Source organism: Colwellia maritima (assembly GCF_022669015.1).
Taxonomy (GTDB): Bacteria; Pseudomonadota; Gammaproteobacteria; order Enterobacterales; family Alteromonadaceae; genus Colwellia; species Colwellia maritima.
Map to the genome: position 1 here is coordinate 22,912 of NZ_JAKKSL010000005.1, position 13,448 is coordinate 36,359.

11 protein-coding genes, 1 pseudogene and 1 riboswitch are annotated in these 13,448 nt (G+C 39.1%); of the genes and pseudogenes, 9 read left to right on the forward strand and 3 right to left on the reverse strand.

Translation table 11 applies throughout. The annotated features are described in order from the left end of the window. The first annotated feature begins 7 nt into the window (after positions 1–7). From L3081_RS20690 to icd, 5 genes and pseudogenes are all read left to right on the forward strand, one after another. Positions 8–526: a YcgN family cysteine cluster protein gene (locus tag L3081_RS20690; RefSeq protein WP_242288242.1), complete on the forward strand. Its 519-nt coding sequence runs from the start codon at positions 8–10 to the stop codon at positions 524–526. Positions 527–651: 125 nt separating this feature from the next. Continuing rightward, positions 652–1,524, forward strand: a complete 873-nt coding sequence (locus L3081_RS20695) for a DMT family transporter (protein ID WP_242288243.1) — start codon at positions 652–654, stop codon at positions 1,522–1,524. A 96-nt stretch (positions 1,525–1,620) separates the two neighbouring features. Beyond that, positions 1,621–3,147 (forward strand): annotated as a pseudogene (locus tag L3081_RS20700) (Re/Si-specific NAD(P)(+) transhydrogenase subunit alpha). Between the two features lie 8 nt (positions 3,148–3,155). Beyond that, complete coding sequence (gene pntB, locus L3081_RS20705; RefSeq protein ID WP_242288244.1) at positions 3,156–4,565, forward strand: Re/Si-specific NAD(P)(+) transhydrogenase subunit beta; 1,410 nt, start codon at positions 3,156–3,158, stop codon at positions 4,563–4,565. A gap of 1,028 nt (positions 4,566–5,593) precedes the next feature. After that, entirely contained in the window at positions 5,594–6,844 is a 1,251-nt protein-coding gene (gene icd, locus L3081_RS20710) for an NADP-dependent isocitrate dehydrogenase (protein WP_242288245.1), read from the forward strand. Between the two features lie 75 nt (positions 6,845–6,919). On the opposite strand, the gene L3081_RS20715 is transcribed toward icd, so the two are convergent. Next, positions 6,920–7,528, reverse strand: a complete 609-nt coding sequence (locus L3081_RS20715; RefSeq protein WP_242288246.1) for an ElyC/SanA/YdcF family protein — start codon at positions 7,526–7,528, stop codon at positions 6,920–6,922. Positions 7,529–7,909: 381 nt separating this feature from the next. Next, positions 7,910–8,114, forward strand: a riboswitch (Lysine riboswitch). 157 nt (positions 8,115–8,271) lie between these two features. Here L3081_RS20715 and lysC point away from each other — a divergent pair. Next, complete coding sequence (gene lysC, locus L3081_RS20720) at positions 8,272–9,651, forward strand: lysine-sensitive aspartokinase 3 (RefSeq protein WP_242288247.1); 1,380 nt, start codon at positions 8,272–8,274, stop codon at positions 9,649–9,651. 411 nt (positions 9,652–10,062) lie between these two features. On the opposite strand, the gene L3081_RS20725 is transcribed toward lysC, so the two are convergent. Further along, positions 10,063–10,521: a MarR family winged helix-turn-helix transcriptional regulator gene (locus L3081_RS20725; protein ID WP_242288248.1), complete on the reverse strand. Its 459-nt coding sequence runs from the start codon at positions 10,519–10,521 to the stop codon at positions 10,063–10,065. A 177-nt stretch (positions 10,522–10,698) separates the two neighbouring features. After that, complete coding sequence (locus L3081_RS20730) at positions 10,699–11,181, reverse strand: glutathione peroxidase (RefSeq protein ID WP_242288249.1); 483 nt, start codon at positions 11,179–11,181, stop codon at positions 10,699–10,701. Between the two features lie 229 nt (positions 11,182–11,410). Here L3081_RS20730 and L3081_RS20735 point away from each other — a divergent pair, with 229 nt between their 5' ends. The 3 genes from L3081_RS20735 (at position 11,411) to L3081_RS20745 (ending at position 12,973) form a co-directional block, all read left to right on the forward strand. Beyond that, on the forward strand, positions 11,411–11,668 hold the full coding sequence (locus L3081_RS20735; RefSeq protein WP_242288250.1) for a DUF2999 family protein: 258 nt from the start codon (positions 11,411–11,413) through the stop codon (positions 11,666–11,668). A gap of 6 nt (positions 11,669–11,674) precedes the next feature. Further along, positions 11,675–12,040: a HopJ type III effector protein gene (locus tag L3081_RS20740; protein WP_242288251.1), complete on the forward strand. Its 366-nt coding sequence runs from the start codon at positions 11,675–11,677 to the stop codon at positions 12,038–12,040. A 69-nt stretch (positions 12,041–12,109) separates the two neighbouring features. Then, entirely contained in the window at positions 12,110–12,973 is an 864-nt protein-coding gene (locus tag L3081_RS20745; RefSeq protein ID WP_242288252.1) for an NAD(P)-dependent oxidoreductase, read from the forward strand. Positions 12,974–13,448: the final 475 nt, after the last annotated feature.

The window sequence follows — 13,448 nt, forward strand, 5'->3', positions numbered from 1 at the left end:
GGTACTTATGACAGCCCAACAAACAACAGCCCCCTTTTGGCAAACTAAAACACTGGCACAGATGACGCGAACCGAGTGGGAGTCACTTTGTGACGGCTGTGCTAAATGTTGTCTCAATAAATTTATTGATGATGAAAACACAAATGATGAAAATGAATTGCAACCCACTGACCACTTAAGGGAAGGCGAGCAACTCGTCTATTCTAATATTGCATGTCACCTATTGAATGAAAAAACCTGTCAATGTAGTCAATACAGCAAACGAACCCAACTTGTGCCTGATTGCGTACAACTAACACAAGACAACCTTGCTGACGTGTTTTTTATGCCACCAAGTTGCACCTATCGTCGCTTGCAAGAAGGTAGAGGTATGCCGTCTTGGCACCCTTTGCTGCACAAAGGTAAAAAATCGGCGATGCACAAAGCAGACATGTCAGTACGTGGAAAAATAGTAAAAGATGATGACATAGCGCTAGAAGACTTTGAAGATTATATTGTTACCTGGCCGTTAAACGATCTTGACTAAGCGTTTAACTGAGCGCTGAACTATGTAGTCAATTATGTAGTTAATTATGCATTCAACTATGCATGTAACTATGTGGTGACCCTCATTAACATAAACTCTTGTTATTATTGAGTAGAAACTTCCCTATGACTGTGCAACAGCAAAGCCTATTCTTTTTACACTTATCAGTACTCATTTTTGGTGGTACGGCTTTATTTTCGAAACTGATAGGTTTACCCGCCCTCGATATTACGGTATATCGTACCGGTGTCGCCGCCATTGTCTTATTTATTTTATTAACCTTACAAAAGAAAAAAGTTCGTTTAGAGCATCCGAAAGATTATGGCATTGCCTTATTATTGGGGGTTGTGGTTGGATTACACTGGGTTACCTACTTTGCGAGCATGCAAATGGCAGGGATCACTATTGGTGTCATTGCTTTTTTCACTTATCCTGTTATTACCGTATTTTTAGAGCCTTTATTAAATCGTACTTCGGGTTATAAAAAACCTCAGCGTAAAGATATTGTTATTGCATTCCTAGTACTACTAGGGATTTTTTTACTTATTCCTGATATTCATTTAGGAAACCAAGTTACTTTAGGCATAGTCACCGGAGTCATTTCCGCTTGTTTATTTTCCTTGAGAAATGTCCTGCATAAAAACTATTTTAGCCATTACTCAGGGCCTCATGCCATGCTTTACCAAACCTTGATTGCTTTTTTAATGTTAGGTTTGTTTATTGAAGTACCGATAGCAGACGTTACCACTCGCGATTGGAGCCTTATTTTACTTGTTGGCGTTGTTTTTACCGCCGCCCCTCATGCTCTATTAGCCTCATCATTGCGTCATTTAACCGCAACTACTGCGGGGCTAATTTCCTGCTTACAACCCCTTTATGCCAGTGTTCTGGCTTTTCTATTATTGAGTGAGCGGGTTGAAGTGTTAACCATTGTTGGTGGTGTATTAGTCATATCTGCTGCACTTTTTGAAACTTGGTCAGTAAGCAAAGGTAGATAAAGATCCATTTATTTTAATGTTGGTGTTTAATATTACACCGATTAGTGGTAAAACATTAAACAGTTAGTCTTTTTATCAACTATTTAAAGGTGTTTTATGATCATTGGCATCCCCAAAGAGTCGCTAAAGGGTGAAAACCGTGTTGCAGGCTCACCAAGTTCTATTACCGCGTTAATTAAGCTAGGTTTCACTATACAAGTACAAAAAAGTGCAGGTACTAAAGCAAGTTTTACTGACAACGATTACAGTGACTGTGGCGCAGAAATAGTGGCTAAAAAAGGTTGTTGGCAAAGCGATATTATTTTAAAGGTCAATGCACCTACAATTGACGAAGTAGAATTAATGCAAGAAGGTACTACGCTGATTAGTTTTATTGCCCCAAAGACAAAACCCTGAATTATTAGAGCTGCTTCGTTCAAAATCAATCACTACGTTAGCCATGGAAATGGTGCCTAGAATGACACGCTCTCAATCAATGGATGCCCTTAGCTCAATGGCAAATATTGCAGGCTATCGCGCTGTTATTGAAGCTTCTCATCATTTTGGCCGGTTTTTTACTGGTCAAATCACCGCAGCAGGTAAAATGCCACCACCAAAATTATGATTATTGGCGGTGTTCTTGGCCTTGCTGCTATTGGTACTGCCGCAGTTTAGGGGCAATTGTTCGTGCCTTTGACACTCGCCCAGAAGTAAAAGAACAAATTGAGAGTATGGGAGCTGAATTTTTAGAGCTTGATTATGAAGAGCCTGAAGCGGTGGCTCTGGTGACGGTTACGCAAAAGAAATGAGTAAAGCGTTTATTGATGCTGAAATGGCGTTGTTTGCTGAGCAAGCCAAAGACGTTGATATTATTATCACAACCGCAATGATACCGGGAAAACCGGCCCTAAACTTATCACCGAGGAAATGGTGAAATCAATGAAATCAGGTAGTGTGATTGTTGATTTAGCTGCTGCCGGTGGCGGAAATTGTGAATGTACTGTTGCAGGAAAAGTCACCAATGCTCATGACGTGCAAGTGATTGGCTATACCGACTTGGTTTCGCGTTTACCCAACCAAGCATCACAGCTGTATTCAAATAACCTAGTCAATTTGGCTAAACTCTTATGTAAAGCAAAAAATGGTGAATTCATTATTGATTTTGATGATGTTGTTATCCGTAATATGACCGTGGTTAATAAAGATGAAGTCACTTTCCCACCACCACCTATTCAAGTTAGTGCGGCACCAGTACAAAAACCCAAGGCGGATAAGGTTGTTGAAGTTAAAGAAGAACCTGCCTCACCGCCCAAAAAATATGGTTTCATGGCAGCAGGTATTGCGTTATTTGGTTGGGTAGCGAGTGTTGCTCCGGCTGATTTCCTCACACATTTCACAGTGTTTGTACTTGCCTGTGTTATTGGTTATTACGTGGTATGGAACGTCAGTCATTCACTGCATACGCCATTAATGAGTGTTACTAATGCTATCTCAGGCATTATTATTGTCGGCGCGCTATTACAAATAGGCTCGGATAATACGGTAGTACAAATTCTCGCCGCCTTAGCAACTTTAGTCGCCACCATTAATATTGTCGGTGGCTTTAAAGTAACGAGTCGTATGTTAAAAATGTTTAGTAAGTAGGGGGCAGTATGGAATCTTCACAAATAGCGTCTAACGGTTTTATTAGTGCAGCCTATGTGGTTGCTGCATTGCTCTTTATTTTTAGTTTAGCAGGGCTTAGCAAGCAAGAAACCGCTAAACAAGGTAACTTGTATGGCATGGTAGGTATGGCCATTGCTTTAGTAGCAACAATTTTTAATCCCGCTGTTTCTAATGTTTGGCTTATCATTTTTGCCATGGCGATTGGCGCAGGAGTAGGGCTTAAGTTAGCCAATAAGGTTGAAATGACACAAATGCCTGAGCTTGTTGCAATATTGCATAGTTTTGTTGGATTAGCGGCAGTACTTGTTGGTTTTAATAGTTACTTTGAGTCAGGGCATGGTGTTATTATCAGTGCGGCTCAACAAACAGCGATGAATATTCATTTAACCGAAATATTTTTAGGAATTTTTATTGGTGCTGTGACATTTACCGGCTCTATTGTGGCTTTTGGAAAATTAAGTGGTGTTATTAGTTCAAGTGCATTGATGTTACCTAATCGACATAAAATGAATCTTGCTGCGGGCGTTGTTTCTTTTATTTTAATGATTGTTTTTGTCAACAATGGTGGCTCAAATTTTGCGCTTTTCTTAATGACTGTTATTGCTTTGACGTTTGGGTGGCACCTTGTTGCGTCAATTGGTGGGGCAGATATGCCAGTTGTGGTTTCTATGCTTAACTCATATTCTGGTTGGGCTGCAGCAGCGGCCGGATTTATGTTAAGTAATGATTTGTTGATAATCACAGGGGCACTGGTTGGTTCTTCAGGGGCCATTTTATCCTATATTATGTGTAAAGCGATGAATCGATCGTTTATCAGTGTTATTCTTGGCGGCTTTGGTTCTACTGTGATAATTGATGAAGACAAAGATTACGGTGAACATAGAGAAGTACAAGCGGAGGCTGTTGCTGATTTGTTACGTGAAGCTAAGTCTGTTGTCATAGCCCCTGGCTACGGTATGGCTGTGGCACAAGCACAGTATCCAGTGTACGAACTAACGCAACAATTGATCAGTAAGGGAATTAAAGTGCGTTTTGCTATTCATCCAGTTGCAGGGCGTTTACCGGGACACATGAATGTTCTCTTAGCTGAGGCAAAAGTACCTTATGATATTGTTTTGGGTATGGATGAGATCAATGATGATTTTCCTGAAACAGATGTGGTACTGGTGATTGGTGCAAATGACACCGTTAACCCTGCTGCTAATGATGATCCAAATAGTCCTATTGCGGGTATGCCAGTGCTTGAAGTGTGGAATGCAAAAGAAGTTATTGTTTTTAAACGTTCAATGAGTACGGGTTATCTTGGTGTGCAAAATCCGTTGTTCTTTAAAGAGAATACACAAATGCTTTTTGGTGATGCTAAAGAAACAACAGAGCAGATCTTTAGAGCATTGTAGTGCATTGGTATATCTAAAAATAGAATACCACCGTAGCGAGGCTTACATGGCTGTAGATCAGTTAGGTTCTGCAGGAGCATAGAACCTGACTCTGTGGCGAATAATCTTTTATTTTTAAAAAGCAATTTGACCACAGAGAATACCGAGGGACTGCGTCCTCACCGAGAAGACAAAAAACATAGGTCTTTTATTTTATCTCTGGTCACTAGTCTCTTCTCTATTTAGCGAAGCGACTCTGTGCCCTCGGTGGTGAATTATCTTTGATCGTTAAAAAGCATTTGACCACAGAGAATACCGAGGGACTGCGTCCTCACCGAGAAGACAAAAAACATAGGTCTTTTATTTTATCTCTGGTCACTAGTCTCTTCTCTATTTAGCGAAGCGACTCTGTGCCCTCGGTGGTGAATTATCTTTGATCTTTAAAAAGCAATTTGACCACAGAGAATACCGAGGGACTGCGTCCTCACCGAGAAGACAAAAAACATAGGTCTTTTATTTTATCTCTGGTCACTAGTCTCTTCTCTATTTAGCGAAGCGACTCTGTGCCCTCGGTGGTGAATTATCTTTGATCTTTAAAAAGCAATTTGACCACAGAGAACACCGAGGGACTGCGTCCTCACCGAGAAGACAAAAAACAAAGGTCTTTTATTTTATCTCTGATCACTAGTCTCTTGTCTGTGTAGCTCGTAGAGCCTCTGTGCCCTCGGTGGTGAATCATGTCACTTTTCAATGCTTAGCATAGTGGTTTTATCCACTCACTGATGAATAATATCGATTCTGAAAAACAATCATTCATTAAAAAAATAGTCAACATTACAATACAAGTATCAGTGAAATGGCACTTTTGCTTTACTTTACCTACAATCAAAGCTTAAATCATTACATGAAAAAATTTCGACAAACCAAGCCCAAATAAACGAAAAAAATAGATAATTATTACCAATAGCCATTGATTTATCGTTTTGTTTCTTTTATAAAATTTACTAGGCATTGTTTGATGTCCATTCTTCCAATTAGGAGAGCGCTTTATGACAAGTAAAATCTCAATTCCCACTACAGGTGACAAAATTACCGTATCGAATGGTAAATTATCAGTACCCAACAACCCAATCATTCCTTTTATTGAAGGTGATGGTATTGGTATTGACGTAACTCCACCTATGATCAAAGTCGTTGATGCCGCTGTCAAAAAAGCCTACGGTGAAAGCAAAAAAATTGCTTGGATGGAAGTATATGCGGGTGAAAAAGCCACGCAAGTTTATGATTCTGAAACCTGGTTACCCGATGAAACATTAGAAATGTTCAAAGAATATAAAGTCGGTATCAAAGGCCCATTAACTACCCCCGTTGGTGGTGGCATGCGCTCACTAAATGTTGCTTTACGCCAAATATTAGATTTATACGTTTGTCAGCGTCCAGTACAGTGGTTCACCGGTGTTCCAAGCCCAGTAAAAAAACCGTATGAAGTTGACATGGTTATTTTCCGTGAAAACACCGAAGATATTTATGCAGGTATTGAATACCAAGCAGGCAGCGAAAGTGCCAAAAAAGTTATTTCTTTCTTAACAGAAGAGATGGGGGTAACTAAGATACGTTTTACTGAAGATTGTGGTATTGGTATCAAACCTGTATCTAAAGAAGGTACTCAACGTCTAGTTCGTCAAGCAATACAATATGCTATAGATAATAACAGAGACTCGGTTACCTTAGTGCACAAAGGTAATATTATGAAATTTACCGAAGGTGCATTTAAAGATTGGGGTTATCAATTAGCGTGCGAAGAATTTGGCGCAGAATTAATTGATGGCGGTCCTTGGTGTCGCATCACAAACCCTAAAACAGGTAAAGAAATCATTATTAAAGATGTTATCGCTGACGCTATGTTGCAGCAAGTGCTATTACGTCCGGCAGAGTACAGTGTTATTGCCACACTTAACTTAAACGGTGATTACTTGTCGGATGCGCTTGCAGCACAAGTAGGTGGTATTGGTATCGCGCCAGGTGCTAACTTAAATGATGAAGTCGCTATTTTTGAAGCAACTCATGGTACCGCACCAAAATATGCAGGCAAAAACAAAGTAAATCCAGGCTCCGTTATTTTATCAGCAGAAATGATGTTAAGACATATGGGTCGGGTTGAAGCGGCAGATTTATTACTTAAAGGCATGTCAGGTGCCATTGGTGCTAAAACAGTGACCTATGATTTTGAACGCTTAATGGATGATGCTACGCTAGTGACCTGTTCACAGTTTGGCGATTGCATTATTGATCATATGTAATTTTATATTATTGTAGCGAAAAACCAGTATTGTTGAGAAGATAATACTGGTTTTTTTATGTCTATATTTTTACGTTTAAAGCTCAAATAATCCTTTAACCCATTGTACAAAAAGCCCCAAACTTTCATGCCAAGCAACGGTTGTTTGCTGTAACTTTGCGCTATTAGGCACATAATAGCGCCAACCTTTAACGCTATTAATATTTTTAACCCAAAAGCCTGTAGGGGCTGCAATGGGGTTTACACCTTGCCTTTGAAAATAATTCATTGCTCTTGGCATATGGCTAGCATTAGTAATTAACACCACATTGGTACCTTGTACTCTCGGGCTAATTAATGCGGCCTCCTCTTCAGTATCTTTGGGGAAATTCTCAGTGATTATTTTTTGCTCAGGCACACCTAAAAGCATCAGTGATTGTTTCATTTTTTGGGCGTTAGAGACTTTATCCGTACTGTGATGACCAGACGTAATTATTTTTGCTTCAGGATGCAATTTATATATACGTAATGCCTCAACCAAGCGTTGTAATGAACTTGTTTGAAGCCGGCTAGTAGCAGGTAACGCATCATTAGGGGTATGCCATCCGCCCAACACGATAATGTAATCAACCGGGGTGCTTGATTGGCTAAAGGTTTCATAATTATTTTCAAGTTGAACAATAAATCGGTCCGAAATTGCAGGCATTGAACACACAAACAACAGTATCAAGGCTGAAAGTAAACACTTATAACTTTTGTGAGGGTGTTTTTTTAAAAAATAGAGCGATAAAAGTAATAGAATAAACGCCAAATTAATTGGCATGACACACACAGTTAGTATTTTTTTAAGCAAGAATAAATCCATTACATTCAATCATAAAAAATGAAAAGTGCGGTCACTATATCAACTCACCTAGCTAAAAGAAAATACCACTCACTAAACTGCGACTAGGGATTGATGTATTAACGCAACAAAAATGCAATAAAGTTAACTTAGACGTCTAAAAGGCTATTGCATTTCTATTTTATTTAAGGTTTAATAGCGCCGTTGCTTAAATATTGATAGATATATTTTTCTATTTTTTGCAACACCAGAAGAGGTGCGATAACTAGGTAGATAACGTTATACCGAAAGGTATTAGGAACCACATTCCAATATGCGTTATTGAGGGAGATTATCGCCGAGAGCATTAACACTGTGGCTGTTACTGTTCGGTCACTAAGGCTGAATCCTTAGGGCTGTCACCTGATTTAATAGTCTGAAAAGACTAAGGTGGAGAGCTTCTGGCTGAAAAAGTTTTTTACTAGTATGCTTACCTGTGTCATACATTAGCTTACCAAACTGATCAGTCATGCTCTTCCTGTTTTAATTCGTGAATGATTCACTAATTTCCATGTACTTATACTAAGTTTAAGAAATTAAAATCATAGCACTTAGGAAGAATACTCATGTTACACCAAGAACAAACCAAAGAAAATTTATCCCTAATTGTCGCTAAATTTGGCGGTACAAGTGTGGCCGATTATCAGGCCATGTTACGTTGCGCTCAAATTATAAAAAATGACAATAACAACCGATTAGTTGTGGTGTCTGCGAGTGCCGGCGTTACCAATTATTTAGTACGTTTAGGTCAAGAAAATCTGTCTATTGAAGAACAAACAGATATTATTGAAAAAATACATGCCATTCAATTAAACATTACTCAACATTTAGAGAATAGCGTTGAACAAAATTTAAACAGTGAAATAGCTAGTTTACTTGATGAATTATCAACCCATGCTTTAAAGCAATCGCAACACCACAGTATCAAACAAGCCGATGCTATTCTTTCGTTTGGTGAACAATTAAGTTCGCGAATATTTGCTCAAGTACTCCAATCTGTGGGTGTAAATGGCGCTTATTTTAATGTACAACAAGTGATGAAAACCAATAGTGTCTACGGTAAAGCGGTTGTTGATATTGAGCAGTTAAACGTAGCATGCAACGAGTTTTTATTACCAAAACTGGCTGAGCAAGTTTTGGTTACGCAAGGGTTTATTGGCCAAGACGGCTTAGGTGAAACAACAACGTTAGGTCGTGGTGGCTCAGATTACAGTGCTGCATTACTTGCTGAAGCGCTTCATGCAACCAACTTATCTATATGGACAGATGTTGTGGGTATTTTTACCACTGATCCTCGCATCACGGATCAAGCACGTGCCATAAAAGAAATTAGCTTCGGTGAAGCGGCTGAAATGGCAACATTCGGCGCTAAAATATTACATCCGGCCACGTTAATTCCGGCAATGCGTCAGAACATTCCTGTGTTTGTTGGTTCAAGTAAAGAGCCTGAAAAGGGTGGTACGCAAATAAGACAAAAAGTAGCATCTAACCCAACTTATCGCTCAATTGCTTTAAGGCGTGAGCAAACGTTAGTAACGGTAAAAAGTCCGGCTATGTTACATGCAAGTGGCTTTTTGGCTCAGGTTTTTGGTATTTTAGCTAAACATGAACTCAGTGTTGATTTGATCACGACGAGTGAGATCAGTATTGCGTTAACCTTTGATAATCCAAGTGGTTCTACTCAGTCTTTGTTAACGTCAACCGTGGTGAAAGAGCTGGAGCAGTTATGTGAAGTAACGGTAGAGCATGGTTTGTCTTTAGTTGCGGTGATTGGTAACGGGTTAGATTGTGCTAAAGGAATTGGACAGGCTATCTTTCAAACAATTAATGACACGAATATTCGGTTGATTTGCCATGGGGCTAGTGCAAATAATTTATGCTTTTTAGTCGATGAAAAAGATGCCAACGGTGTGGTTGAGAAACTTCACCGCGAACTATTCGTATAATCAGGTTAGCGACTTTCACCTAATTTGCGAATAACACGAATTAGAGAAAAGAGATAAGAGATAAGAGATATTCACCACAGAGAGCACAGAGACGCTTCGCTACACAGAGAAGAGACTAGTGATCAGATTAAATAAATTAGCTTTTGTTTTTGCTCTTCTCGGTGAGGCCGAAGGCCCTCGGAGACCTCTGTGGTCAAATTGTTTTTTAAAGATCAAAGATTATTCACCACCGAGAGCACAGAGACGCTTCGCTACACAGAGAAGAGACTAGTGATCAGAGATTAAATAAATTAGCTTTTGTTTTTGCTCTTCTCGGTGAGGACGCAGTCCCTCTGTGACCAAACGCCGGTGGTCAAACTGTTTTGTATTGTTAGCAACACAAAAGACATCATTAACAACCGAGGCTCTGATCTATTCTAAACTCATGGTAGCGAGTAAATTATCTAACTGACTATTCATAGCATGCAGTTCATCAATAGACATACCCGTAACCGAAAACATTTGAGCAGGAATACCTTGTGCCTGTTGTTTCAACAGACAACCTTTATCCGTTAACGTTACTTCAACACTACGCTCATCTTCACTATTTCTAACTCGGCTAAGTAATGCCTGATTTTCTAACCTTTTTAGCAAAGGTGACAGGGTACCTGAGTCTAAATCTAACCTAATACCCAATTGCTTAACCGAAATAGCGAGCGAAGTATCATTTGTAGCATCCGTATTTTCCCACAAAACCAACATCACCAAATACTGAGAATAAGTAAGCCCCAGTTTTTTTAATACAGGGCTATAATGACGGTTCATCAACTTTGACAAACTATACAACCGAAAACACAACTGATTTTCTAGTTTTAAACTATCATTACTCATAAACTAATACCTATAAATTACCATGTTTAGGTAGACAATTTAGGATCTACTGTTCAAGTTGAAATATCCTATGTAGGCTAGAATTCATTTTGACATGGGGCAATAAATTACCCCCTACATTAGGTGTTACACTTTTCTGGGTGAAGTGTATAGCCAAGTGAATTAACAACTAAGCGCTTACAGTAAGTTTTTAATATCAGACTCAATGGCCTCAGGTTTGGTTGTTGGCGCATAACGTTTAACCACTTCACCTTTTTTATTTACCAAAAACTTAGTGAAATTCCATTTTATGCCTTTAGAACCCAACAATCCAGGCGCTTCAGACTTTAAAAAATCAAACAAAGGATGAGCATTTTCACCGTTTACTTCAATCTTACTGAATAAAGGAAATTTGATGTTAAAACGTAAATCACAAAACTGTTTTATTTCCGCATCGTTGCCTTTTTCTTGCTGCTTAAATTGATTACAAGGAAAGGCAAGTACTTCAAAACCTTCAGGTTGATACTTTTGATAAAGATCCTGTAATCCTTCGTATTGCGGCGTAAAACCACAATCACTGGCCGTATTAACAATCAGCATTACTTTATTTTTAAACTGCGCTAAATCAATAGATTGACCCGAAGTATCGTTAGCTGAAAATTGATAGATATCGTTAGACATTGTAATTCCTTCATTTTGTTTAGTTGTGCGTTAGCAACTCACTTTTTTAAGTAGCGCACAGCTTAAGTTTGATTATAGTATCTTTAATATAGATTGTGCGCAATTTAATTGTGCATATTTGTGTTTGTGTCCCTTATATTGTTTTTGTTTTAACTTTAAAAAAGGGTAAACTTCCCCCATATAAAATTAATCTTTCAATTAATCCCTAAACCACTGGTGGACACCATAAATGAACCCAATAATTGCGATGTTAAAAGAACATAGTATTAGTGATGAAAAAATTAATGAGCTTTTTCAAACGTTAACAGACAACCCATTAATGGCAATGGGCGTTATTCAACAGCTAGGTATTCCGCCAGAACAACTACAAGGCATGATGGGGTTAGTAATGACACAACCTAATTTAATAAAAGAAGCGGTTGATGAACTAGGCTTAGACTTTTCAAAAGTTGAAGCGGCAAAATCTAAATTAAAAGAAGGTTCATAGCAAACAATGAATAATACCCACGTTTTTACAGAAGCAGATCTACTTAAGCAAATAAAACAACCAGAAAGCCATGTTGAATTTGACCAAGTAATGCAAGTTATCGCTGACAATTATCAATACCAACCAACAACATTTACTAATGGCACACTGGTTAATGATCTTGGCAGTAATGAAGGTTCATGCAAAATATTTTATTTTGCGCAATTAAATAAACTAGACCAACAGCAAACCCTAGCATGTTTTGGTCGATATTATCGTGAAGATGTGTTGGCAAACCCTACAGGTGATGATCACGGTAACATCAGAAATTTCATGAAAACAGGATGGCAGGGGATCGAATTTACCCAAGCTGCTTTAACTCCGTGTAAGTAAAGCCTTAATAGATGAGTTAAGTAAGCGCGAATTATTAGCACAATTCAAAATTTAAATAAGGATTTAAGAATGAAAGTAGCATTTATCGGTTTAGGCGTCATGGGGTATCCGATGGCCGGCCATTTACAAAAAGCGGGTCATGATGTTTGCGTATATAACCGAAGCATAGAAAAAGCACAAAAATGGCAAAAAGAATACTCAGGTAGCTTTGCTACAACGCCTGCTAAAGCGGCAAAAGATTGCGATATTGTGTTTTGTTGTGTTGGTAACGACGATGATGTTCGTCAAGTGGTGTTAGGTGAAGAGGGCATATTAGCCGGCATGCCAAAAGGGAGTATTTTGGTTGATCACACCACAGCGTCAGCGGAACTGGCTCGTGAATTAGCAGACGTAGCGCAAGCGAACAATCAATACTTTTTAGATGCACCTGTTTCAGGTGGTCAAGCAGGCGCAGAAAATGGGGTATTAACTGTAATGGTTGGTGGTGATGACGCTGTTTTCGCAAAAGCAGAGCCAGTTATGGCGGCCTTTGCTCGTTTCAGTCAATTGATGGGGCCTGTTGGCTCTGGGCAGTTAGCTAAAATGGTTAATCAAATTTGTTTTGTTAATACGGTACAAGGGTTAGCAGAAGGGTTGAATTTTGCTCAAAAAGCAGGATTAGATACGGATAAATTGCTTGATACTATAGGCAAAGGTGCGGCAGGGTCTTGGCAAATGGATAATCGCGGTAAAACCATGTGTGCTCGTGAGTTTGATTTTGGTTTTGCGGTTGATTGGGTAAGAAAAGATTTGGCAATGGCTTTTGCAGAAGCGGATAAAATAGGGGCAGACTTAACGGTAACCAAACAACTTGACGGTTATTATAAAGAAGTTCAAGACAATGGCGGTAACCGTTGGGACACCTCTAGCTTAATTTCACGTTTTAAAAAATAACGCATTTAAGTACACATTAGTCACCACCGAGGGCACAGAGACGCTTCGCTACACAGAGAAAAGATAAGAAAAACATGAAGTTTGTTTTGTGTCTTCTCGGTGAGGACGCAGTCCTTCGGTGCCCTCTGTGGTCAAATTTGTTTTTAAGGATAAAAGATTATTCACCACCACCGAGGCACAGAGACGCTGCGCTACACAGAGAAAAAATAAGAAAAAATCTGATCTTTGTCTTTGTTTTTTTGTCTTCTCGGTGAGGCCGAAGGCCCTCGGTGTCCTCTGTGGTCAAATTTGTTTTTAAAGAGAAAAGAATATTCACCACCGAGGGCACAGAGACGCTGCGCTACACAGAGAAAAAATAAGAAAAAATCTGATCTTTGTCTTTGTTTTTTTGTCTTCTCGGTGAGGCCGAAGGCCCTCGGTGTCCTCTGTGGTCAAATTTGTTTTTAAGGATAAAAGATTATTCACCACCGAGGGC